Below are 21962 nucleotides of genomic sequence, written 5' to 3' on the forward strand. Positions count from 1 at the left end.
TTTCATGGAGTTATCAATGAGCGTACTGGTAAACAAGCTAGCCCCGGATTTCGACGCAGCAGCGGTATTGGGTGACGGTTCCATCGTCGACAGCTTCAAGCTGTCGTCCCTGCGCGGCAAATACGTGGTCTTGTTCTTCTGGCCTCTGGATTTCACCTTTGTCTGCCCGTCGGAAATCATCGCCCACAACAACCGCATCGCCAAATTCCGCGAGCTGGGTGTTGAAGTGGTTGGCGTTTCCATCGATTCGCAATTCACCCACTTTGCGTGGCGCAGCACCCCGGTAGAAAAAGGCGGCATTGGCGAAGTCGAGTTCACGATGGTGGCCGACGTCAAGCACGAGATCACCCGCGCCTATGGCATTGAGCATGACGACGGCGTTGCTCTGCGTGCATCGTTCCTGATCGACAAGGCAGGCGTGGTTCAGCACCAAGTGGTCAACAACCTGCCACTGGGCCGCGACGTGGACGACATGGTGCGTCTGGTCGAAGCGCTGCAGTTCACTGAAGAGCACGGCGAAGTCTGCCCGGCAGGCTGGCGTCCAGGCCAGAAAGGCATGAAAGCCGATGCACAAGGTGTGGCTGATTACCTGGCTTCCAACGCCAAGAGCCTGTAACTGATGTCGGCGGCCTGACGTTCGTCGGGTCGCCGCCGCAGAATTTTCAGGACGGTTGAGCGATCTCAGGTTTCTCAGCCATCCTTTCTTATCCAGCCGTTCCGACCGCGGCGTAAAAGGCCGGTCGATAGGAGTGTGTCATGTCAGACGTACGTCATTCCCGAGTGATCATTCTCGGTTCCGGCCCTGCCGGTTACAGCGCTGCGGTGTATGCCGCACGCGCCAACCTCAAGCCACTGCTGATCACCGGCATGCAGGCTGGCGGTCAACTGACCACGACCACTGAAGTCGACAACTGGCCGGGCGACCCACATGGCCTGACCGGTCCGGTATTGATGGAGCGCATGCGCGAGCACGCCGAGCGTTTCGAGACCGAAATCGTATTCGACCACATCAACTCGGTCGATCTGGCAGGCAAGCCGTTCAGCCTGCAGGGCGACAGCGCCACCTACACCTGCGACGCGTTGATCATCGCGACCGGGGCCAGCGCTCGTTACCTGGGCCTGCCGTCGGAAGAAGCGTTCATGGGCAAAGGCGTTTCCGCCTGTGCCACCTGCGATGGCTTCTTCTATCGCAATCGTGAAGTGGCGGTTGTCGGTGGCGGTAACACTGCGGTTGAAGAGGCGCTGTACCTGGCCAACATCGCGAGCAAGGTGACGCTGGTTCACCGTCGCGAGACGTTCCGCGCCGAGAAGATCCTGATCGACAAGCTGCATGCGCGGGTTGCCGAAGGCAAGATCGAGCTCAAGCTCAACGCCACGCTCGACGAGGTGCTGGGCGATAACATGGGCGTGACCGGCGCTCGCCTGAAAAACAATGACGGCACCAGCGACGAGTTGAAAGTCGACGGCGTCTTCATTGCCATCGGCCACACGCCGAACACGTCGCTGTTCGATGGCCAACTGGCGTTGAAAGACGGCTACATGGTTGTGCAAGGCGGCCGCGAAGGCAATGCCACCGCCACCAGCGTCGAAGGTGTGTTTGCAGCGGGCGACGTGGCTGACCACGTTTACCGTCAGGCAATCACCTCAGCCGGCGCTGGCTGCATGGCCGCGCTGGATGTTGAGCGCTATCTGGACGGCTTGGCGAACGCGTCGTTCTGATTGCGTTTTGCAGGTATGAAAAAACCGGCCTTGTGCCGGTTTTTTTGTGGACTTTATCTCTGACACTGCACTGTCGCTCAGCAAACACAATGCATCGTGGGAGCGCACTTGTCCGCGATCTGGCGGGCACCGGCAGCATGCCTTGTACCAGATGCAATCTGGGGCCGCTGCGCAGCCCATCGCTGCCGTCGTAACCTCCGAAAGCTCCCACGCCCTGCGGGCAGAAGCCATTTCAGCGTTTATTCAGCCGGTTTTACGTTGCCTTTCAACCCTTGCGCTTGAGCGGCTCGCCTTCGAACGTCACGCCTGCCAGACCATGCTTGATCAATGCACGAATATTGCCGTGGTCGCTGCCTTCCGGTGTGGCTTGCACGGAGCGGTAGTGCTCGCCAAACGCCAACAGCGCTTCTTCGTCGCTCAAGCCCTCCAGCAGGGCCATGCCCAGGGTTTTGCAGGAGCCTTCGTTCTGACCTGCAGCGTTGTCCACGTTGCCGTTACGGAACGCCTGTGGCTGGTAGTCGTAGTGCTCGGCGATAAAGGCCAGGGTGTCGGAAAATACATGTTCGCCGCTGCGCAGGCGGGTGCGCAGGGAGTTCAGGTCAGTCATGCTTGGGTTCCTTGGCGAATGCGGCCTGTTGCTCGGCGCTCGCTTCTTTCTGGTATTGGGCTTTCCACTCGCTGTACGGCATGCCGTAGACCACTTCGCGGGCGTCATCGAGGCTGATGTCGATGTGCTTTTCGTCGGCCGCAGCCTTGTACCATTTGGACAGGCAGTTGCGGCAGAAGCCGGACAGGTTCATCAGGTCGATGTTCTGGACATCCTTGCGGCTGTCCAGATGCGCGACCAGTCGGCGAAAGGCGGCGGCTTCGAGTTCGAGGCGTTCTTGCTCGGTCATGACGGGCTCTTTTCAGTCAGTTGGGCTCGTCATGATAAGAGGTTCAGCGCTGACCGGCGAGTGTGATCGATACCGATTCGGCAAAGCGCAGGGCGTGGGGCTTGTCGACTTCCACTTCGGCGTAGGTCACGGCCTGATGGCTCATGACCAGATCCAGCACTTCTTGGGTCAGACGTTCAAGCAGCGCAAAGCGATTGCCTTCGACGTGCTGAATGATCGCCTTGGTGATGGTGCGGTAGTTGAGCGCATGCTCGATGTCGTTGTCACGCACGGCTTCCTGAGCGACGTACAGAATCGTCAGGTTGATCAATACGTCTTGCTTGTTGAGGATTTCGTCTTCATTGATGCCGATGAATGTGCGCAGGCGCAGATCCTTGACGCGAATACGAGCAGTGCCCGGTTCCAGTCGAGCCATTGCTATTTGCTCCTTCCGATCAGTTGCAGAAACTCCATGCGCGTGGTGCTTGATTCGCGAAAGGCGCCCAGCATCACTGACGTGTTCATGGTCGAATTCTGCTTCTCGACGCCGCGCATCATCATGCACATGTGCTTGGCCTCGATCACGACAGCTACGCCCGAAGCGCCCGTTACGTCCTGGATCGCCTCGGCGATCTGGCGGGTCAGGTTTTCCTGAATCTGCAAGCGTCGTGCAAACATGTCCACGATGCGCGCAATCTTCGACAGACCCACTACCTTGCCGGTAGGAATATACGCCACATGGGCTTTGCCGATGAAGGGCAGCAAATGATGCTCGCACAACGAGTACAGCTCGATGTTCTGCACGATCACCATTTCATCGTTGTCGGAGGCGAACAGAGCGCCGTTGACGATCTCTTCAACACTCTGGGTGTAGCCGTGACACAGATACTGCATCGCCTTGGCGGCGCGCTTGGGAGTATCCAGAAGACCTTCGCGGTCTGGATCTTCACCGAGGCCGACCAGAATTTCTCGATAATGCTGTGGCAGGGTTAAGCTCATCAGATTGATCCTCGGGGCGGCTTACTTGACGTGCCGTCCGCCGTTTACGGTCAGTGTTGTGCCGGTCACATAAGTGCTGTCCAGAAGATAACGCAGACTCTGGTAGATCACTTCTGCACCTGGCTCTATGCCCAGCGCCGATTTGGCGAGGGCGTTGGCGCGGTATTCTGCGTCGTCCGTGGCTTGAAACATCAACAATGCCGGGGCAATGCCGTTGACCTTGATCCGCGGTGCGAACCGTGCGGCAAACGACAGCGTCAGGCTTTCCAGGCCTGCCTTGCTGGCGCAATACGCGATGTGCTTGCTGCTGCCTTTGCGTGTGACGTCATCGCTGATATGAACGATGTCGGCCACTTCACTGGCGTGCAGCAACGAGGCGCAGTGCAGGTTGATCAGGTAGGGTGCAAGCATGTGCACGCTGAACATGCGGGTGAACTGTTCTGCTTCATCGCCTGGCGTTTCAGCCAGCCATTCGGACGCGTTGTGCACAATGGCGCGCAGGCTGTCGGTATGGTTCTTCAGCTCGGCGATGAACGCCATTACGCCTGCTTCGGTGGAGAAATCACCCTGAAGGGTGACCGCTCCCGCCTTGCGCAACTCATCGATGCCCGAGCGTTCGCTGCGATAGCTGACGATCACAGGCTGCCCTTGCTCCAGCAGGCGCAATGCGCAATGCAGGCCCACACGCTGGCTGGCGCCGGTGATCAGGATCGGTGCAGAAGAGAAGTCCATCGGCCATTCACGCATCTGTTCGTTAGGAAGGTTGTCGCTCGTGCGCCCGTTGGCAGGACGGTCATCATGTCCTTCGGGCTAAAAGCAAAGTTATACCAGAGAATTTTTTTGTACAACCCTGAACATCGTGAAACCCAATTCAATTGGCATGAAAAAACGCTTGGAGCACGCTAATTCCAAGGCTGAATGGTTTTATTCGAATCACCAAGACCTGTACCGGCTTGTTAATTTTGTACAGGTCTTGTCGGGATCAGCGGGATGACGCGGAGTGCGTGCGACGTGTGTTCGTCTCGGGAGAAGTCTGTAGCCAGGGAGCGAGCAGCCGGGTGGACAACGGTATGAACAGGTAAACCATCAATGGGGTCAGTATGGCGGTGCTGATCATGATGCGTGGCAGCAGCTCCAGATGATTGAGTAGCGGCCCTAGCAGGAAATTGAAAATCAGTGAAACCGGAAAGAAGGCCAGCCAGATCGCAACGGCCTGCTTCCAGCGCGGAGGGCGTTGATCGGCGGCGCCGAACCAGCCGTCTATGCCACTGACGCGATGCTCTGAAGGCTGGGCGAACAGGCCGCTGCCACGCACCAGCCAGGAGCGTCGAGAGGCGGAGTGCTCCCAAGTGTGCATGGTCTGCTCGTCGGCAAAGCGGAAGATGATCTGGAACTCATCGTCTCCGGGCGGCGGAGCGAGTACGCCCGAGCCCAGATAGCCAGGGAAGTCAGTGGCCAGTTGCTCGCCTTCATGCAGCCAGGCCATCATTTCCTGGTAGCGGCCGTGGGCAACACGACGTGCGACCATCAAGGTGACGGGTGAGGTAGACATTGTGTATCTCCGTTAGAGGCGTGAGTGTCCCGGGTAGGGAGGTCACATGGCGCAGCGCCGGGGTAGTGGGCTGCGTCAGCTTCGATCAGAAGCAAGCAAGGATTATTCCTGAATCCACCTGAAACAAGTAGAACTTTGTGGACAGTCACAGGACTCAACTTCTAAGGCATGACGCTATAGACCGTTCGACGGCGACGTTTACAATGCGCCGCACAACAATAAGTGAATTTGTATGAGTCAACCCATCGACGACCGCCCTGTCCGGAGTGAGCCTGACAAGGATTTCAAGCTACAAGAGCTTTATCCGATTCGAGAGGTCGCCCGCCTGACCGGCGTAAATCCGGTGACGTTGCGTGCGTGGGAGCGTCGGTACGGTTTGATTCAGCCCACCCGGACCGAAAGCGGACATCGTTTGTATTCGCAGGCTGATATCGAAAGTGTGCGCAGCATTCTGAGCTGGAACGAGCGAGGTGTGGCGGTCAGCAAGGTCGGCAAGATCCTGGCCCGCAGCGAAAGCGCACGCACTCAAGCTCTTGTGCCGGAAAACGCATTGTCACGAGCCGACTGGACGCAATGGCAGGGCCAGCTTCGGGAGGCCATCGGCGCGTTCGACGAACGCCGTCTGGAGCAGTTGTATGGCCAGATTTTCTCGACCTATTCACTCACGGTCGTGTTCGAAGACATTCTGATGCCGCTGTGGCGAGAGGCGATGCAGAATCAGGCGGGATTCGGGCATACCAGCGAGGCGTTGTTTTTCGATGCATTCCTGCGTGGACGTGTTTTGCAGCGGCTGCAACTCGCGAACGATATGCGCAAGGCTGATATCTTGCTGGCCGCCTTTCCTGATCAGGAACGAGAGCTTGAGCTGCTGGTGGCAGGCTTGCTGATGGGCACGACGGATTTCGCGACGAGGGTGCTGCCGATCGGTCAGCCTTTTGAGGAGCTGAGCCTGGTCTGTGACCGGATTCAGCCGTCGGCGCTGGTACTGTTTTCCAACGGTTCTGCCCCGGCCGAGCTGCCAAAGCGACTGAAAAAACTGGCGCTGACACTGGAGTGTCCGCTGCTGCTGGCGGGCGAGGTGTCGCATTTTGCGCAGGAAGGTCTTGCCGGTTCACCCATCGCCTGCCTTGGCAGTGATGGACGTTCCATGCAGCGGTTACTCAAACAGTTTATGGCTGGACAGATGGACACCTGATCGAGCTGCCAGAAGCTGACAGCATTTGTGGCGGGTGTCGCCGCTTACTGGTGCAGCGAGGGGTGTACGCGCTGGTGTTGTTGCAGGATGTACTGGCGCAGGCGCTCTGAGTTGTCTTTGCTGTGCTGGCTGAGGCGATAGGCACCCCGATTGTCGTCCTTGAGACGCTCCAGCTTGCCGCGCATGGCAATCGGGGCCTGACCGACGGGATTGAACCAGGCGGCGAAATGTTTGGGCAACTTGGCGCCTGGCTTGCGGCACTCCAGCAAAACACCTTTGAACGACAGCTCATGAACCCAAAGAGGCGTGAGCGAGCCTTTTTCAGTCTCCAGCGGGACCGGCTCATCCAGGATTAGCCGCCACGGACGAATCTGCGGACCTTCCTCGAAAATGCTGGGTGCTCCCAGTTCAAGGTGCAACGCGTGAAATTCATCTTCAACGAGGTGCAGCGGGAAATTCATCTGCTGATTCTTGAACTGAGCGTGAATCGTGACCTGTTCGTGAGCGGCCAGCCGGGTCAACAAATCCTGGATCTGCACGCCACCATTGACCAGTAGGCTGCGCGTGCTATCACGCACGTTCAGCTTGGGGTTGCGCTGCATGCCCTGGATGAAATCCAGTTCAGCCTGCGTGAGGAGAGATTCAGGTTGCATGAAGGGACTCGAACAAACCGGTAATAGATGAAAAAGACCTTTTGATCCGCACAGCGTTCCTGCCGTTCGTCGTATTCTCAGCTATTTCTCGATTTCAGTGCTTCAATTTCTGCCCGTGCCTCTGCCAACTGGTCCACAAGTTCTTTGATTCGTTGCTCATTCTGCACCTGTAAGGTGACGTCTTTCTGAATGCCGATGAAATACATGAGCTGATTGGCTTCGTTGCGCACCGGCGTGATGGATAGCTCGTTCCAGAACGTACTGCCGTCCTTGCGGTAATTGCGCAATACCTGTCGGCAGGCCTGGCCACTGCGCATGGCCTTCTGAATCGCTTCAAGCGCTTGCGGCTGGCGATCGGTGGCCTGTAGGAACCGGCAGTCCTGATACAGGACTTCGTCCGCAGTGTAGCCGGTCAAGTCAGTAAAGCCCTTGTTGGCATAAATGAGGATGTTGTCGTCGCCTTCCTGTTCCGCCACGACAATCCCGTCAGTCGATGCTTCTATTACCAGTTGCAGCAATTTTGCGCTGATCATTACATGGCAATCCCGAGCAGAGTTCAGGGCGGTATTCTAGAGGTTGTTGCCATCCCAGCGCGAGCCACTATCGGTCGGGGCTGAAATGGGCAGGGTCACTGGGGCATACTGTCGCCTTTTTCAACGCTGCCAGAGGATGAGTCATGAGAGTCGCGATTGTGTGCGGTTCGGTCTACGGATCGGCCGAAGAAGTGGCCCGCCATGCAGGCGGTCTGCTGCGAGCAGCCGGTCACGAAACCTTGCTCAACCCCCGCATCACGCTGCCAGAGTTGCTGGCCTTCGAACCACAGGCTTTGCTCGCGGTGACCTCGACCACCGGGATGGGTGAACTGCCCGACAACATCGTGCCGATCTACGCCCAGTTGCGTGATCAACTGCCTGCGGCGCTTCGCGGTCTGCCCGGCGGCGTCATCGGCCTGGGCGACGCCAGTTACGGCGACACGTTCTGCGCAGGCGGCGAGCAACTGCGTGAGCTGTTTGCCGAGCTAGGTGTCCAGGAAGTGCAAGCCATGCTGCCACTGGACGCCAGCGAGAGCGTCACGCCTGAGAGCGACGCCGAGCCTTGGCTTGCAGATTTCATCCTGCACCTGGGCTGAAATCATCCCGCCTGGTTATCGAGCACCATTCAGCAGCGGCCGGTTGATTGTGACCGGCCTGCGCGTGGTCGACACTTGGGGTATTACGTCACCCTGACAGTGGAGCCAGCAATGAGCGAATCCGTGCGTTTTGAAGATAAAGTCGTCATCGTGACGGGAGCGGGCGGGGGCCTTGGGCGTGCTCATGCGTTGCTGTTCGCGAAACACGGGGCTCGCGTTGTTGTAAACGATCTGGGCGGCTCGGCCCACGGTGAAGGTGCCAATGCCTCGGCGGCCGACAGGGTTGTGCAGGAGATACGTGACGCGGGCGGGACTGCAGTGGCAAACCATGACTCGGTCACGGACGGCGGCCACATTGTCCAGAATGCCCTCGACGCTTTTGGGCGCATCGATGTGGTGGTCAATAACGCCGGTATTCTGCGTGACAAGAGCTTCGCAAAGATGGAGGACGCCGACTGGGATCTGGTTTACCGGGTGCATGTGGAAGGCGCCTACAAAGTGACGCATGCGGCCTGGCCCCATCTGCGTGAGCAGAATTTCGGTCGGGTGATCTTTACCTCGTCGACGTCGGGTATCTACGGCAACTTCGGACAGTCCAACTATGCAATGGCCAAGCTGGGTTTGTACGGCCTGACCCGTACGCTGGCGCTGGAAGGTCGCAAGAACGGCATCTTCGTCAACGCCATCGCGCCGACTGGCGGCACACGCATGACTGAAGGGCTCATACCGGCCAATGTCTTCGAGTTGCTCAAGCCCGAACTGGTCAGCCCGTTGGTGGTGTACCTGGGCAGTGATCAATGTCAGGACAGCGGCAGCCTGTTCGAGGTGGGGGGCGGCTGGATCGGCAAGGTCCGCTGGGAGCGTAGCCTGGGCGCCAGCTTCGATCCCCACGCAGGTTTCAGCCCGGAGGATGTTGCCGCGCACTGGCAATCCATCAGTGATTTCGACGGCGCGGCTCATCCGGCAGATAACATCGAGGCGCTGAAAGAAATGATGGCCAACGTGCAAAAGTATGTGAAGTAACGCGCGCTGTTTAGCGTGATCGAACCGAACAGGTTTTCCTGTTCGGCGCACTGTTTGTCAGTGTGTTTACTCTCTTAGGTAAGACCTGTCTGGCGCACTTGTAGTACCGGTATTGATTTTTTCAAAGCGCTTAACTAACCGGTTTTGACTCCGATACGACGCTTGAACCCGTCCATTACCGGAGTAACCGATGGCCAGATCTATCTGGGGTGATTTTCCACCCGTCACTATCAAACAGCCTGCTGCGCGAATCGATCCCAAGAGGCCCACAGCTCAGATCAGCCAGGTGCTGGCGGAAGTCGGGGAAAATGCGATTGCGTTGAATTCCTTCGAAATGGAAAAGCGCCGGATGAAACCCCTGTTCAAGGGGTTCAACCCGGAACAGATCACGCCCAAGGAGCTGGGCAGGGCGGGAATGATCCTGTTCAAAGCGGGCTTTATCGATAATCACACGGCTGAAATCATGAGCCGTGCCGGCAATGAGTTCGACAGTAAAGGCAAAGTGCTTAACCCGGACCAGGAGATCAATGCCCTGGAGTTCTTTGCCAGCCGAATCGTCGACATGAAAGAGAAGTCAGACTCTGGGGATCCCTACGCGAAGATATTGGTGCCCGATTACATAAGGGCCATTCATATCATTCAGAACCTGCAAGCGTTCGCCGAATCGGGTGACAGCTACGACATGCTTAAAATCAAAGCGCTTGAAAAGCAGGGGCTTAAAACAAAAGAGCCCACTTTTAAAGGCTGAACGTGTTGGTTGATCCACTACCGTTCGAAAAAAACCGCCGCACGGAGAACCGTGCAGCGGTTAAACAGACGGGACCAGGGAGCTGAAAAATCCACGTCTTTAGAGGGCGCGAAGATTAACGCCCATGACGCGGTTGAAACATCCCGGGGCGGGATATGCAGCGTTACCAGGTTGGTAACAATACCAACCCTCGCTGCCGATCACTCAATGCACGCTGCGATGGGAGGGCAGTTCGCTCAGGCGTTGAGTGAGCTTGAGTCGCTGTATCGGGTCTTCACTGAGCATCAATGCGTGTTGCAGGTCGAAGCGTTCGGCCTGAGGGCATTCCAGTGACTGATAAAGGCTGGCGCGCGCCATGTGATCGCTGCTGGTCGCCTGACCGAGTTCCACAATTCGGTCGGCATCTTTCAATGCGGCCATTACGTCGTCATTGAGCGTGTGCAGGTGCCTCAGGTTGCGTGACAGGCGTTGCAACATGTTGACAGGCGTTGCTCGCGTCATGTGCGCGGCGTGCAATTGCATGGTCGGTCCGAACTGACGCACCAGCAGTTCCCGACAATCCTTGGGGTACAGCCTGCGTCCGCCACAGGGATCAAGCAAATGGTCGGCGCCAGGCACGCGCAGCAGAAAGTGACCCGGAAAATTGATCCCTTCCAGCGCGATGCCCAGCCGTCCGGCGACTTCCATCGCAATCATCGCCAGGCCCAGTGGCTGTCCCCGACGGCGCTGCATGACTGCATGCAGCAACGCCGAGTCCGGCTTTGGCGGATTCCAGTCATCCTGCTGAAAGCCCAGCGCGTTGAGCTGTCGCAACAGCAGTTGTGCAAGTTCCGGGGCGGGCACCACCGGTAACGCGGCATCGACCTGATGCTGCAACCGATCAAGGTCCGCCATGATTTCGTTGCGCGGAAAATGGGCGTCATGTTCTGCCGACACCCACAGCGCAGCGTCGAAAACTGAGGGCCGCGTGCGTTGTACGCAGTCCAGGCAATGCTGACGTGGAGTCATTGACCCCTCCGTTCGAACAGATAAAAAAGCAGGTACTTCTGATTCCTTGTAGCCCTGCCGACGTATTTCGTCCAGCCCTGCTTGTATCTGCCTGAGCGGTCGATTGTTTTTGCGGGGCAGCGCCTATACTCGCCAGACATAAGAAGAGGGAGCACTGTCCATGTTCGCTCTCATGCAGCAGTCGCATGCCGAAGCGCTGCATCTGGTCTGCGATCCAGATACAGGATTGAAAGCCGTTATCGCTATCCACAACAGCCGGTTGGGGCCAGCGCTGGGAGGGTGTCGCTACCTGACCTATCCGGACGAAGAGAGTGCGGTTGAAGATGCCATTCAATTGGCAAGAAGCATGAGTTACAAATCTGCACTTGCCGGTTTGCCGTTCGGTGGTGGCAAGGCGGTCATTATGCGATCTGCACAACAAATGAGCCGTGCGGCACTGTTCGAGTCGTTCGGGCGTTTTGTCGACAGTCTTCAAGGGCGCTACATCACCGCCGTCGACAGCGGCACCTCCAGCCTCGACATGGATTGCGTCGCGTGCAGTACCCGGCACGTCACCAGCACCAGTGAAGGAGGTGACCCTTCCATCAGCACTGCCAAGGGCATGTTCACCGGCATTCGTGCCACGGCGATGGCGCGATTGGGCAGTGACAACCTCGAAGGCCTGCGTATTGCGATTCAGGGGCTGGGCCATGTGGGGTATCCCCTGGCTGAGCTGCTGCACGGTGCAGGCGCCGAGCTGCTGGTCAGCGATCTGGACAGCGACAAGGTGCAGTCAGCAATGGCGCAGTTCGACGCACACCCCATTGCGTGCGAAGCGCTGTTGAGTACGCCGTGCGACATTCTTGCGCCCTGTGGCCTGGGCCAAGTGCTGAACTGCAAGAGCGTGGCGCAGTTACGGTGTGCAGCTGTCGCGGGGGCGGCAAACAATCAGTTGACCAGTCTTCAAGTGGCCGACCAATTGGAGGCCCGGGGCATTCTTTATGCACCGGATTACGTCATCAACTCGGGCGGGCTCATCTATGTTGCGCTCAAACATCAAGGCGAGGCTCCAGACACCCTTGAACGCCACCTCTCCCGAATCGGGATGCGATTGACCGAAGTGTTTGCCCACTCGCAGGCGGAAAAACGTTCACCGGCGCGCGTCGCCGATGCGTTGGCGGAGCGGTTGTTGAAGACATGATGGTCAATGAATGAGCCGCCTTGCTGGGTCAGTTTCGCAGCAACTCCCAACTTCTGAAGAAACGCTGAAATCCACTTCTGCCCGCAGGGCGTGGGAGCTTTCGGAGGTTACGACGGCAGCGATGAGCTGCGCAGCGGCCCGCCATTGCACCTGATACACGGCATGCTGCCGGTGCCCGGCAGATCGCGGACAAGTCCGCTCCCACGGTTCTGTGTCTGCAGGTGCTACGAGGCTGGGCAGTTATTTCTGCAGCGCCTTGACCAGTGCGGGTGTCACGTAGTGCGGGCCATCGAACAGGTAGAGCGGGTAGCCGTCATACGCTGCCAACTGCGGCTTCAATTCCGCAGCCGTTGCTGAGCGAAAACCACCGCCGACCTGCGGGCGAAACGCTTCGACGATGATTCGCACGCGGTTCTTGCCCAGCCGTGTGCGCAGGGCATCGGCATAGGTACGGGCGACCGGCGCGGTGCGGGCGTACACCCCCACGCCGTCCTGAAAGAACACGCCGATGTCATCCGGCAGCCAGGTTTTCAGCCAGTCGGCAGTGGCGGCAGGGCCGATGTTGGCGCCGTCGTAGACGCTGATCCACAGCGGTCTTGGCAGTTTTGCCAGCAGCGCGGGCAGCTCTTTGGCGCGGCTCCAGCTGGGGTCGACCTCGGCGGGAAAGTACCAGCCAGTCACGTTCAGCGGGGTCTTGACCTTGGCCAGTTGCGCCGAGAGCGCTGCCAGTTGCTCGATGTTGTCGCGCGACTGATTTTCGCTGAAGTGCCCGGCCAGCCCGAGAATCACATCCTGTGCCCAAGGCTCTTTGCCGATGCGTGCCCAGTCCGGAAGCACGGGCACCGAGGGCAGATCTGTGCCGGGAATGAACGCCTGGTTATCCACCGCCGTCCATTGCACCAGCAGCTCCCGTGCGCCGAGCCTGTCCCAGTCACCGTCGATGTCCACCGTTGCGTTGTCCGGCTGCCAGACGATGCCCACAATGTTCGAGGCCTTGGATGGAAACAGTTGGCCGAGTTCGCCCGTCACGATGCCCAGCGCACCGATCAGCAGCGCCACCAACGAGGTCTTGATCAAGGGCCGTCCTTGTAGCAGCGACTTCAGACCCTTCAAGCATTGTCCCCCCATCCACTTTCCGCCAGTGCGCTCACCATGAGAATGTCATGCGCGCAAAAACACCTTCCGCCCGGTCATCGCCGAACACTTTTTCCCGGTACTGCACCGAGAAATCGACATACGACTGCGGCGCCTTATACGTGTCCTCACGGAACCAGTAGCGCACGCCTGTACCGACCCCCAGGCCGCCCGCGTTATCGGACGAGGTGCGATTGCGACCCAGTGCATCGACTTCGCTGCGCATCTTCGAGTCGTAGTCCACGGCGGCGACCACATGCGGGAACACCACCAGCCTGGGGCTGATGCTGTCTATGCGAAAACTGCGGCCGACCTGCCATTCACTGTTGAAGTAATTGCGCTTGTCCTGCAAATAACGGCCGCCTTCCATGTACAACTGCGACGTCCACCAGCTCGGTACATCCACCCGCAGGTCGGTGCCGATGCTGGAGCCGTAGCCCAGCCGCACCAGCCAGTCGCCGTCGATATTGGAACTGCCCAGCGGAAAGGTACGCTCCAGCGCGCCGATCACGTTGACGCTACTGAACGGTTTGACCCGCACCCCGAGCGCGCCTTGCAAGGCATCTGCGCCGGTGTCTGCGCTGCTTTCCTTGCTCCACAAGGTGTCGGTCACCCTGCCGTAGAGTTCGACAAAGCGCGCATTGCGATAGCCGAACGGACGCCAGAACACCTCCGTGCTGTTCTGCACGCTGTCACTGTTGCTGCTCGGCGCGCCATTCAGGCCACTTGACGTGCTGGCACCGCGATAAGTGGTGGTGTTGGTCACACCCCATTCGCGGGACAGGTCGGATACGGCTCGACGGGTGTCGAACACCTGTTGATCAGGCATGCGCAGGTCGCCGGTCTGCTGGTAATCCAGCACGCGTCGGAAATAGGCAATGGCCTGCACGTCATCCGAAGTGCGCATGGCGCTGTAGGCGGCATCCTGAACTTCTTTGGGTGTAAGCCCGACCTGTCGGTCCACACGCTTGAATTCATTCAGCGCACCGCGATCATCGCCAGCCTGGCTGAGCAGGTAGGCAAGCTGTACTTCGTCACCCGGTTGCAACTGCCCCGAATCGCGGGCCTGTTGCATGCGCTGCATGGCCTCGTTGGGTTGTCCCATCGCGGCATAGAGCGAAGCCTGTTCGCGCAGAGGCAGATTTCCAACCGCCATCGCCTGGGCAAAATCCTGACGCGCTCCGGAGCTGTCGCCCAGGCGCTGGCGCATCTGTCCACGCTGAACGAGCAGGGTTGCGTCATTGCCATTGAGCGCCAGCGCTTCGGTTGCCGCAGAACGGGCTTCGCCATATTGCCGTTGGGCAATCAATGCGCTGACCAGCAGTTTTCGATAAGCCATTTGCTGTGGAAAGCGGCGCACGGCATCGCGAGCTTCGCTGACGGCTGTTTCGTTGTCGCCTCGGGCCAAAGCGGCATAGCCTCGAGCAGCCATATTAGCCGCAAGCTGCTCCTCAATCGTCTGCCGACGTCGGGTCAGTGCAGCCTGTGGTCCGACAGCCTGAACAGCGTCATCAATGGCTGCTTGAGCTTCTTGGAGACGCTGCTGACGTTGCAACGCTTCGATCAACATCATGCGGTAATCAAGGTTCTGGGGCGCTTGGCTGATGGCCTTGCGGGCATACTGCGCCGAACCCGCATAGTCGCGGTTGGCGTAGGCGCGCAGGGCGAGATTGCCTTCCAGGTAGCCGGGCTTTGGCCGGGCGGCAGAGTAGCGTTGCGGGTGATCGCGTCGCGCCTTGTCGCGCTCGGCCAAGGCGATCAGCTTGCGCAACTGATCGGCATCCTCACGTTGACGCAAGGCCTCTCGCGCCTTGGCGATGGCCAGGTCGTATTCTTTGCGGTTGTAGGCGGCATACGCTTCATTGGCGACGGCATAAGCAGGACCGGTCAGCGGCAGCGGCAGGATTTCGGCCTGACTGAACGTCGAACACAGGCTCAGGCCGGTCGTGATCAGCGACAGCATCAACGGGCGCTTCATAGCGGCTGCTCCGGGAGTGCGTCAGTTCGGTAAAGGTCGTGCTGACGTGATACGGCCTGTTCGATGGTTTCGCGAGGCAGCACGCCGATGTCGACCAGGTAATCGCCGATCCGGCCGTGGATGTGCGGTTTGTAGCCAAGCATGGCCTTGCTGAACACGTCGCGGTCCAGCAATCCTTGCTCGATCAGCAGGTCGCCCAGTAATGGCGTGGCGGCAGGCAACGGTTGGCCGCCGACGGCTTGCAGCAGGCGCAGTTGCGCGACGATCTCGCTTTCACGGGCGATCAGCTGCACCGGCTCCGTGCCCAGCTGTTCGGTGATCTGCCTCAGTCCGTCTTCTGGGAGCGGGCTGGCAACGGCGATTTCGGGTCGCCCCTGAATGGTGGCCATCAGCGGCACGGCACGCCAGCGCAGACAGAACTCATCGGCGAGTGCCGAGTCGTGAGCGCGTTTGCTGGCGATGTCGAATACCCGTGGCAAGTCGCTTTGAAACGCGATGGCTTCGGCCAGGGTTTCATCGTCGAGCCAGCCGTGGCTCAACAGAATTCTGCCCAGCGGCAGTTTGCGGGTCTGCTGTTCGGCCAGCGCGGTTTGCAGTTTCTCGTCATTGATCGCCTGCCACGACAGCAACACGCTGCCCAGTCGGCGCGGCGCGATGGCGACCAGGTCGGTGGACGGGAAGTCATGCATGGTCTTGTCCCAGGCCAGTTTGCGATTGAGCAGCTTGCCGACCAGAAACATCCGCCAGGCCCGTGCCGCAGCCATGAAGTTGACGAAATTGCCGACCACCATGCGTGGCAGCGACAACAGACCGTGCTGCCAGCCGTACAGAACCGTCGTGAAATAGAAGCGGTGGACCATGCGCCAGAGCAACGCGATGCCGTTGGCCACCAGCAGGTATTTGATGGCGCCATTGGTTTCGAACGGCGTGGGGAAACTGGTGTTCCACAACCCGCTGGCACGCAACATGATTAGCGCGACCAATTGCAACAGGATGATGTAGGCAATGATGCTGACGAACGAGGTCACCACGCCCTTACGGTCGCGAAACAGCAGGTAACGGTTAGCCAGCGAGCCGCTCCAGCCCATCTGTTCCCAGCCTTGCAGGCCGATGCCCAGCGTCCAGCGTGCTTTCTGGCGAAACGCCGTGCGGAACGTGTCAGGAAAAAATTCGCGGACACACAACGGCATTTCCAGCGTCGATTCATATGGCTTGCGAAACCAGGATTTGCGCAACACACGAAACTGCACCGGAAAGCGCACGAAAATCGCCTGCATGCCATATTTCGCCAACCGCGCGCCGACGTCGTAGTCCTCGGTCAGGCTCTCGGTGTTGAACGGCTGGTTCTGGTTTTCATCGGCCAGCACCATCAAGGCGCGGCGTGAGAAACAGGTGCCCACGCCTGCGGACGGGACGGTGTCAGTCATGCTTTCGCGCACCACCAGATCCTTGCCGTGCCACTCGGCGAACTCGTCCATGTAGGTGCCTGCCACCCATTCGTACCAGTTGCGCTCCAATGAAACGACCGGTAACTGAATCATGTCCTTGCGCGGCAGCAGGTAGTTGAACAGGCGCAATTCCAGCGGGTGCAGCACGTCTTCGCTGTCATGCAGGATGGTCCCGGCAAACTGCACGGCATGGGTCTTCTCGTAGAGAAAGATCGCCTGGATCACCCAGTTCAGGCAGTCGGCCTTGCAGGTAGGGCCGTCATGCGGCACCTCCACGCGGTGCAACTGCTTGTAGCGACGCCGCATGCGCTCCACCTCGTCGATGGTGCGCTGGTCGTTGATGTACGTGCCGACGAATACCACGTAGTTCTGGTAGTCGAGTGTCGACACCATGTTCTCGATCATCGGCGCAATGACATCGTATTCCAGCCACGCCGGAACCATGATCGCCAGCGGTTGCTCGTCGCGTGCCATCAACTGCTCGGCAGTCAGTGGCCGGTAGCGGCGTTCGGCGGTGAACTTGCGGTACAGCCGTCTGGCCCAGTACCAGACGTCGATGATCAGGTCATCGATGCTCGACACCAGAATGATCAGGCCGACGACAATGGTCGCGACTTCCAGCATTGTGTAGTAATGGGCCAGCCAGTAGGGCCAATAAAGCGACGTCATTGGAGCGTCCCGTTACGAGCGATTGCGACGGGCGCGACGGCCAGCCAGCAACAGCAGTAGAAACACCACGACAGTGCCAGGGATCAGCCACAGCAGCGACGGCTTGCGCCAGGCGTCCAGCCCGGTCGGCTCGTTGTCCTCGATCATCTGGCTGCCGGTCGGATCCTGAGTATCGAAGGTCACCAGCGAACCAATGTCAGCCAGCACCGTGGCGTTACCGCGCTCCAGCAGAAGCGGGTGCGCGAAGCTTGGCGCCTGGCCACCCAACGTGCGGTAAACCAGGCCGTGCTGACCGCCTGCTTCGACCACTTGCAAAGACGCCAGGTGATTGAGCGTCTTGAGGTCCAGCAGCGTCTGCTCTTTATGGTTGATCAGCAGATGGCCGTCACTGCCGACCTTGACCGCTTCATTACCGTCTTTGATCGGCAGCTCGAAGGCCAGGAATGCTTTGTCTGGTGCCACTGCAACGCTGACGTCGTCGCTGACGCTGAGCTGCGCACGCAGCGGCGAGACGCCCGAAGCGCTGGCGACGCGGATGACTTGCGGCAGGCTGACGGCCGGATGATCGAGCCAGGTTTTCGGCACCATGACCTCGGTGCTGGCTGCGAAACGCGCCGCCATGCCGGAGAAATCGTCGCCAGGCGTCACCTTGTCGATCACCACATGGCTGGTCGGCAGAATCGATATCGGGAAGGCCTGCGGTGTTTCCAGGCAATTATTGCTGACCGGCTGGCGCTGGAAGGACACCCGCAGTGTGTTCTGTGCAGCCAACGCATAGTGCGGAATGCGCGCTTCGATACGTTCCTTGCGACCGTCGGCGTTCAGTTGCATGGCGCCGATCAGGTAGTCGTTGAGAAACAACGTCGCGACCGGCGGCGTACCCGAGGCGCCAGGTGCTGCGGCCATATCGATCAGTGCGCTGACCGGGACACGACCGTCGTACGCCACGCTGCCCAGCGGAAACGATGCGCTCCAGTCGGTCTTGGCCAGTACGTCTACCGTACCGGGTTTGCCACCGAGACGCGTCAACGCTACGCGCCCGTCTTCACTGAGCGGCATGGCGGCTTCTTCGCCGATGGACAACTGGCGAGTGCGCGCCAGCTTGTTCCAGGCTGAGCTGAACAGACCGATGGCTTTTTCGGTGGAGGCAGGCTTGATCAGCAGCAGGGCACGATTGCCCAGCAACGCCAGGCTGACGTCATCAGCGGTATTGGCTGCGAAGGTTTTACTGCCACGCTCGCGCCATTGGCTCAGCGCGGTGGCTGCGGAAGCGTCGAGCCCCTGAATCTGCTCCTGCAAGGCATTCAACGCGTCGTCGATGGCTTTGAGCAATTGCGGATCGCTGACAGCCAGGTCGGCCTGCAATGCGGGCGTCTGACCCAGCATCAGCAACGCGCCGATTTCAGCCTGATTCTTCAGGGTGTATTGGCTTTGACCGTCCAGGCTGGCAAAGGCCGGGATCTGCTTCAGCTCGGCAGGCACGCGCAGACCACTCAGATCGATGCTGTCCTGTAGGGCCGGGAAGGGCAGGATCCGTGCGTGTTTGCCGATACGTTCAAGCGCGACACCCAGACGCCAGGCCGCGTCGTAACTGCCGCTGGACAGTGTACCGGGTGCGACCAACAGACCGGGTTTGCCGGGCAATGCATTCCATGCCGAGCCAACATCCTGCAACTGGCTGGCGTCGTAGCTGTAAGTCAGACGGGTATGCGGATCAATGCGCAGCACGTTGCCGATGGCACGCTGGTCTTCGCAGAGGGTCTTGGAAATCACCGACGACCACGCAATCCCCAACCGCACCGAGCCGGTTTCCCGCGCCCCTTTGTCCACGCCCAGCGTGGCATTGGCATTGCCTTGTTCTTCATTGAGGCCCAGCGCCCGAACCGGATAGCCATCCAGCGACAACAGCAAGGTATTGCGGCCCGCCTCGCCGTTCAGGTAACTGGCGTCGAAGTTCAGCGTCGCGTCAGTGAGGGCGACGTTGGCTGGTACCGGCAGGTACAACTCTCGACGTGCGTCAGTGGCGTTGAGAATGATTGGCCGGTCGATGCCCAGTTCTCGCAGTTCAACCACGCGCTCCTGACGAGCATCGGTGGTGATGCGATTGATGGCCTGAGTCAGCGGGCTTTCAGCAGCCAGCGCAAAGGTGGGCATCAGAGCCAGCAGGCTCATCCCGCAGGCAAGGGCGTTCAACGCGCCCGTGTTCACGGTAACGGAAGATTTCATCAGGCAGATCTCTTAAAGGCTCGTGGCCATTGGGGCTTGGTGCAGGGCGGCGCTGCGGCAACGGTTTTTCCGGGCACCCGGTCTGCACCGGATGCCCTGACGTGTTTGCAGGGTGTTCACTGCGAGTGAAGGTGTACGTCTGGTAGCGAGTGCGCCTGAATCAGCGCGCCATCGCACGCATAGGCTCAGGTTCAAAGCGGGCCTCTGGCGGCCTTTCGATGTGCTCTGGACGCCGACGCGGCAGTTCCACGACAAACTCGGTGATCGGACGGCCCATCAGCACATCAACGATTCGCGCACTTGCTTTGCCATCGCCGTAAGGGTTTGCGGCGCGTGATGCGCCCTGCCAGAGCAGGTCATCGTCGAACAGTGCGCTCACCCCCTGGATAATGGCGTGCGGTTCGGTTCCCACGAGGCGCACTGTGCCGGCCGCGACCGCTTCCGGGCGCTCGGTGACGTCGCGCATCACCAGCACAGGCTTGCCGAGCGACGGCGCTTCTTCCTGCACCCCGCCCGAATCGGTGAGGATCACATGAGCGCGTTGCATCAGGCGCACGAACGACAGATAGTCCAGCGGCTTGATCAGGTGAACATTGGACAGACCGCCAAGGTGTTCGGTGACCGGCCCTAATACGTTGGGATTCAGATGCACGGGATAGACGATCTGAATATCGTCACGCAGCGCCAAGGCTCCCAGGGCTTTGCAGATATTCAGGAAACCGTCGCCGAAGTTTTCGCGACGATGACCGGTGACCAGCAAGACCTTGCGTTCAGGGACCAGAAACGAAAATTGTCGATCAAGCGCATGGCGCAACTGGCGATTGGAGTCGATTCGTTGTGCGGTCAGTTGCAGGGCGTCGATCACGGTGTTGCCAGTCACGAAGGACACGCCTTGAAGACGCTCGCCCAGCACGTTGCGGCGAGACTCGGCGGTCGGCGTGAACAGATGATCGGAAATCAGATCAATGCACCGGCGGTTCATCTCCTCAGGCCAAGGCTGACGGATATCGCCGGTGCGTAAACCCGCTTCCACGTGACCGATCGGGATCTGGCGGTGGAACGCCGACATGGCCGCGACCATCGCCGACGTGGTGTCGCCGTGGACCAGCACTTTGTCGGGCTTCATCTCGTCCAGAATCGGATCGATGGCGGCGTACAGCGCGGCTGTCAGAGAGTTGAGCGTCTGTTGAGGGCGCATCACATCGAGGCTGTAGTCGGCCTTCAATTCGAACATGTCGAGTACTTGTTGCAGCATGCTCTGGTGCTGCCCGGTGATGCAGATTCTGGAATCGATGCCCGGTTCCGCAGCAAGGGCTCTGACCAGAGGGGCCATTTTGATGGCCTCCGGACGGGTGCCAAAAATAGACAGAATTTTCATTCTGGCGTGCTGAGTTGCCATTGATTTTCTCCCGCCCGTTATAGGCGTCGCACAGCAGTTGACCTGGGCTGCGAGCAGCTCAAGTAACCAGCGAGTTATATGATTTTTCGGGCGGACTGGATCGGAGTGGTTGGCTCGATGTTCACTTCAATGTGATGTAGCAGTATGCCTTGATACCCGGATTCGCCGACGATTATTAGCAGATGATATTAGCAAAGCCAAATTTTTTTATAACTATTTTCCAAGATGAGTATCGGTTGGAACTTTGTTTTTTAACGGCGGTCATTGAAGAGTTATTCGAGGTGGGGTGTGCGTTTCGGTCAATGAACACGGGGGTGGGCGGCGCCTCTGATAAACGCGATTGAACTTTCTAGAGTAGGCCGTCATTCAGCATTTCAACAGTTTCAAAAAAGCGTTACATATGAAAATCGAGAGGTATCAAATTCCTGACGCCTGATTAATGACAGTGCGAAATTAAGCTCACTATAAAAATGACGTTATTAATATGGCGGTGTTATTAACGGCGGGAAGTGGATAAATATCGCTGTTGTGCAAAGGCGTATAATGGGCTGGTTGTTCAGTGAGTCGTCGCCAAACAGTGCGCGCTACAGGGAAAGCATGAACAGGGAGTTGTGCCTCATACAGTGTCGAATCGATGGAAGTCAGCTGCGGCCTCTTCAGGTGAGGAAGCCGCGCGGCTGTGATGTCAAAGGCCCTGCACAGAAACCCTGGCTGAATCAGCTATCCGCTTCAGCAGCCGGCTCGGACAACTCGTTGAGCGCGGTCGCGTTGTTCTTGAACGCTGCTGCAAACACGGCACGATTTTTCGCCATGTAGATGCTCGCGTCTTCTGCATGCTTCTCGGAAAGACCCGGTACGTTCTTGACCAGAACGTCCGTGAGCAGCTCTGCCAGCTCAAGCATTTGATCGTGCGCATCGGCGAGTTTACGGTCCACGAAAGTAGTCTCCAGATCGCGGGTACTGCGGTAAAGGGTTTCAACAGCCATTTTGGCCTCGTCGTCATATCCAGTGTGGAAGGGCTAACCCG

Annotated in this window: 22 protein-coding genes; 7 read left to right on the forward strand and 15 right to left on the reverse strand. The window is 58.9% G+C overall.

Annotated elements, in window-relative coordinates:
- The first annotated feature begins 16 nt into the window (after nucleotides 1-16).
- Both ALP40_RS06865 and trxB read left to right on the forward strand, forming a co-directional pair.
- Nucleotides 17-616, forward strand: coding sequence for a peroxiredoxin (locus ALP40_RS06865; RefSeq protein WP_122207550.1), 600 nt, complete (start codon nucleotides 17-19; stop codon nucleotides 614-616).
- Between the two features lie 140 nt (nucleotides 617-756).
- Entirely contained in the window at nucleotides 757-1719 is a 963-nt protein-coding gene (gene trxB, locus ALP40_RS06870; protein ID WP_099226910.1) for a thioredoxin-disulfide reductase, read from the forward strand.
- Nucleotides 1720-1984: 265 nt separating this feature from the next.
- On the opposite strand, the gene ALP40_RS06880 is transcribed toward trxB, so the two are convergent.
- The 6 genes from ALP40_RS06880 to ALP40_RS06905 form a co-directional block, all read right to left on the reverse strand.
- Nucleotides 1985-2326, reverse strand: a complete 342-nt coding sequence (locus tag ALP40_RS06880) for a HopJ type III effector protein (protein WP_122207552.1) — start codon at nucleotides 2324-2326, stop codon at nucleotides 1985-1987.
- Nucleotides 2319-2615: a DUF1244 domain-containing protein gene (locus ALP40_RS06885; protein WP_007252642.1), complete on the reverse strand. Its 297-nt coding sequence runs from the start codon at nucleotides 2613-2615 to the stop codon at nucleotides 2319-2321. Before ALP40_RS06885 ends, ALP40_RS06880 begins: the two co-directional genes overlap by 8 nt.
- A gap of 43 nt (nucleotides 2616-2658) precedes the next feature.
- Nucleotides 2659-3030: a dihydroneopterin triphosphate 2'-epimerase gene (folX, locus tag ALP40_RS06890; RefSeq protein WP_004885123.1), complete on the reverse strand. Its 372-nt coding sequence runs from the start codon at nucleotides 3028-3030 to the stop codon at nucleotides 2659-2661.
- Between the two features lie 2 nt (nucleotides 3031-3032).
- Nucleotides 3033-3593, reverse strand: a complete 561-nt coding sequence (folE, locus tag ALP40_RS06895) for a GTP cyclohydrolase I FolE (RefSeq protein WP_122207553.1) — start codon at nucleotides 3591-3593, stop codon at nucleotides 3033-3035.
- Nucleotides 3594-3614: 21 nt separating this feature from the next.
- A complete protein-coding gene (gene folM / locus ALP40_RS06900) occupies nucleotides 3615-4325 on the reverse strand; it encodes a dihydromonapterin reductase (protein ID WP_122207554.1) in 711 nt (236 codons plus the stop codon).
- A gap of 250 nt (nucleotides 4326-4575) precedes the next feature.
- Nucleotides 4576-5145 (reverse strand): antibiotic biosynthesis monooxygenase, encoded by a 570-nt coding sequence (locus ALP40_RS06905; protein ID WP_122207555.1) that lies wholly within the window; start codon nucleotides 5143-5145, stop codon nucleotides 4576-4578.
- 232 nt (nucleotides 5146-5377) lie between these two features.
- Between ALP40_RS06905 and ALP40_RS06910 the strand changes: the two genes are divergently transcribed.
- Nucleotides 5378-6340, forward strand: coding sequence for a MerR family transcriptional regulator (locus ALP40_RS06910; RefSeq protein WP_122207556.1), 963 nt, complete (start codon nucleotides 5378-5380; stop codon nucleotides 6338-6340).
- A gap of 44 nt (nucleotides 6341-6384) precedes the next feature.
- Here ALP40_RS06910 and ALP40_RS06915 read toward each other — a convergent pair whose 3' ends face one another.
- Together ALP40_RS06915 and ALP40_RS06920 are read right to left on the reverse strand one after the other, a co-directional pair.
- On the reverse strand, nucleotides 6385-6993 hold the full coding sequence (locus ALP40_RS06915; RefSeq protein ID WP_122207557.1) for a hypothetical protein: 609 nt from the start codon (nucleotides 6991-6993) through the stop codon (nucleotides 6385-6387).
- A gap of 77 nt (nucleotides 6994-7070) precedes the next feature.
- Nucleotides 7071-7526 carry a PAS domain-containing protein gene (locus ALP40_RS06920; protein ID WP_122207558.1) on the reverse strand — a complete coding sequence of 152 codons (456 nt, stop codon included), beginning with the start codon at nucleotides 7524-7526 and terminating at the stop codon, nucleotides 7071-7073.
- Nucleotides 7527-7669: 143 nt separating this feature from the next.
- On the opposite strand from ALP40_RS06920, the gene ALP40_RS06925 reads away from it, so the two are divergent.
- The 3 genes from ALP40_RS06925 to ALP40_RS06935 all read left to right on the forward strand — a co-directional run bounded on the left by ALP40_RS06925 (nucleotide 7670) and on the right by ALP40_RS06935 (nucleotide 9893).
- On the forward strand, nucleotides 7670-8122 hold the full coding sequence (locus ALP40_RS06925; RefSeq protein WP_122207559.1) for a flavodoxin: 453 nt from the start codon (nucleotides 7670-7672) through the stop codon (nucleotides 8120-8122).
- A gap of 111 nt (nucleotides 8123-8233) precedes the next feature.
- The gene (locus ALP40_RS06930) at nucleotides 8234-9145 is read left to right on the forward strand and encodes an SDR family oxidoreductase (RefSeq protein WP_122207560.1); all 912 of its coding nucleotides are present in this window, start codon (nucleotides 8234-8236) and stop codon (nucleotides 9143-9145) included.
- Nucleotides 9146-9335: 190 nt separating this feature from the next.
- Nucleotides 9336-9893 carry a hypothetical protein gene (locus tag ALP40_RS06935; RefSeq protein ID WP_122207561.1) on the forward strand — a complete coding sequence of 186 codons (558 nt, stop codon included), beginning with the start codon at nucleotides 9336-9338 and terminating at the stop codon, nucleotides 9891-9893.
- Between the two features lie 204 nt (nucleotides 9894-10097).
- On the opposite strand, the gene ALP40_RS06940 is transcribed toward ALP40_RS06935, so the two are convergent.
- On the reverse strand, nucleotides 10098-10901 hold the full coding sequence (locus ALP40_RS06940) for a SirB1 family protein (RefSeq protein ID WP_122207562.1): 804 nt from the start codon (nucleotides 10899-10901) through the stop codon (nucleotides 10098-10100).
- Nucleotides 10902-11061: 160 nt separating this feature from the next.
- On the opposite strand from ALP40_RS06940, the gene ALP40_RS06945 reads away from it, so the two are divergent.
- On the forward strand, nucleotides 11062-12081 hold the full coding sequence (locus tag ALP40_RS06945; RefSeq protein WP_122207563.1) for a Glu/Leu/Phe/Val dehydrogenase dimerization domain-containing protein: 1020 nt from the start codon (nucleotides 11062-11064) through the stop codon (nucleotides 12079-12081).
- 240 nt (nucleotides 12082-12321) lie between these two features.
- Here ALP40_RS06945 and ALP40_RS06950 read toward each other — a convergent pair whose 3' ends face one another.
- The 6 genes from ALP40_RS06950 to ALP40_RS06975 form a co-directional block, all read right to left on the reverse strand.
- Nucleotides 12322-13194, reverse strand: coding sequence for a hypothetical protein (locus ALP40_RS06950; RefSeq protein ID WP_122207603.1), 873 nt, complete (start codon nucleotides 13192-13194; stop codon nucleotides 12322-12324).
- A 34-nt stretch (nucleotides 13195-13228) separates the two neighbouring features.
- Nucleotides 13229-15193 carry an NfrA family protein gene (locus tag ALP40_RS06955; protein ID WP_122207564.1) on the reverse strand — a complete coding sequence of 655 codons (1965 nt, stop codon included), beginning with the start codon at nucleotides 15191-15193 and terminating at the stop codon, nucleotides 13229-13231.
- Nucleotides 15190-17310, reverse strand: coding sequence for a glycosyl transferase family protein (locus ALP40_RS06960; protein ID WP_122207565.1), 2121 nt, complete (start codon nucleotides 17308-17310; stop codon nucleotides 15190-15192). Before ALP40_RS06960 ends, ALP40_RS06955 begins: the two co-directional genes overlap by 4 nt.
- A 12-nt stretch (nucleotides 17311-17322) precedes the next feature.
- Entirely contained in the window at nucleotides 17323-19536 is a 2214-nt protein-coding gene (locus tag ALP40_RS06965; RefSeq protein WP_122207566.1) for a cellulose biosynthesis cyclic di-GMP-binding regulatory protein BcsB, read from the reverse strand.
- A 160-nt stretch (nucleotides 19537-19696) separates the two neighbouring features.
- Nucleotides 19697-20935: a non-hydrolyzing UDP-N-acetylglucosamine 2-epimerase gene (wecB, locus tag ALP40_RS06970; protein ID WP_122207567.1), complete on the reverse strand. Its 1239-nt coding sequence runs from the start codon at nucleotides 20933-20935 to the stop codon at nucleotides 19697-19699.
- A 716-nt stretch (nucleotides 20936-21651) separates the two neighbouring features.
- Entirely contained in the window at nucleotides 21652-21921 is a 270-nt protein-coding gene (locus ALP40_RS06975; protein ID WP_122207568.1) for a YebG family protein, read from the reverse strand.
- Between the last annotated feature and the right edge of the window lie 41 nt (nucleotides 21922-21962).

This window comes from Pseudomonas viridiflava, assembly GCF_003702045.1.
GTDB lineage: Bacteria > Pseudomonadota > Gammaproteobacteria > Pseudomonadales > Pseudomonadaceae > Aquipseudomonas > Aquipseudomonas viridiflava_C.

What these genes read in the sequence shown, in the direction of transcription:
- ALP40_RS06865 (WP_122207550.1), top strand. Translation starts at nt 17, where the DNA reads ATGAGCGTACTGGTAAACAAGCTAGCCCCGGATTTCGACGCAGCAGCG.
- trxB (WP_099226910.1), top strand. Translation starts at nt 757, where the DNA reads ATGTCAGACGTACGTCATTCCCGAGTGATCATTCTCGGTTCCGGCCCT.
- ALP40_RS06880 (WP_122207552.1), bottom strand. Translation starts at nt 2,326, where the DNA reads ATGACTGACCTGAACTCCCTGCGCACCCGCCTGCGCAGCGGCGAACAT.
- ALP40_RS06885 (WP_007252642.1), bottom strand. Translation starts at nt 2,615, where the DNA reads ATGACCGAGCAAGAACGCCTCGAACTCGAAGCCGCCGCCTTTCGCCGA.
- folX (WP_004885123.1), bottom strand. Translation starts at nt 3,030, where the DNA reads ATGGCTCGACTGGAACCGGGCACTGCTCGTATTCGCGTCAAGGATCTG.
- folE (WP_122207553.1), bottom strand. Translation starts at nt 3,593, where the DNA reads ATGAGCTTAACCCTGCCACAGCATTATCGAGAAATTCTGGTCGGCCTC.
- folM (WP_122207554.1), bottom strand. Translation starts at nt 4,325, where the DNA reads ATGGACTTCTCTTCTGCACCGATCCTGATCACCGGCGCCAGCCAGCGT.
- ALP40_RS06905 (WP_122207555.1), bottom strand. Translation starts at nt 5,145, where the DNA reads ATGTCTACCTCACCCGTCACCTTGATGGTCGCACGTCGTGTTGCCCAC.
- ALP40_RS06910 (WP_122207556.1), top strand. Translation starts at nt 5,378, where the DNA reads ATGAGTCAACCCATCGACGACCGCCCTGTCCGGAGTGAGCCTGACAAG.
- ALP40_RS06915 (WP_122207557.1), bottom strand. Translation starts at nt 6,993, where the DNA reads ATGCAACCTGAATCTCTCCTCACGCAGGCTGAACTGGATTTCATCCAG.
- ALP40_RS06920 (WP_122207558.1), bottom strand. Translation starts at nt 7,526, where the DNA reads ATGATCAGCGCAAAATTGCTGCAACTGGTAATAGAAGCATCGACTGAC.
- ALP40_RS06925 (WP_122207559.1), top strand. Translation starts at nt 7,670, where the DNA reads ATGAGAGTCGCGATTGTGTGCGGTTCGGTCTACGGATCGGCCGAAGAA.
- ALP40_RS06930 (WP_122207560.1), top strand. Translation starts at nt 8,234, where the DNA reads ATGAGCGAATCCGTGCGTTTTGAAGATAAAGTCGTCATCGTGACGGGA.
- ALP40_RS06935 (WP_122207561.1), top strand. Translation starts at nt 9,336, where the DNA reads ATGGCCAGATCTATCTGGGGTGATTTTCCACCCGTCACTATCAAACAG.
- ALP40_RS06940 (WP_122207562.1), bottom strand. Translation starts at nt 10,901, where the DNA reads ATGACTCCACGTCAGCATTGCCTGGACTGCGTACAACGCACGCGGCCC.
- ALP40_RS06945 (WP_122207563.1), top strand. Translation starts at nt 11,062, where the DNA reads ATGTTCGCTCTCATGCAGCAGTCGCATGCCGAAGCGCTGCATCTGGTC.
- ALP40_RS06955 (WP_122207564.1), bottom strand. Translation starts at nt 15,193, where the DNA reads ATGAAGCGCCCGTTGATGCTGTCGCTGATCACGACCGGCCTGAGCCTG.
- ALP40_RS06960 (WP_122207565.1), bottom strand. Translation starts at nt 17,310, where the DNA reads ATGACGTCGCTTTATTGGCCCTACTGGCTGGCCCATTACTACACAATG.
- ALP40_RS06965 (WP_122207566.1), bottom strand. Translation starts at nt 19,536, where the DNA reads ATGAAATCTTCCGTTACCGTGAACACGGGCGCGTTGAACGCCCTTGCC.
- wecB (WP_122207567.1), bottom strand. Translation starts at nt 20,935, where the DNA reads ATGGCAACTCAGCACGCCAGAATGAAAATTCTGTCTATTTTTGGCACC.
- ALP40_RS06975 (WP_122207568.1), bottom strand. Translation starts at nt 21,921, where the DNA reads ATGGCTGTTGAAACCCTTTACCGCAGTACCCGCGATCTGGAGACTACT.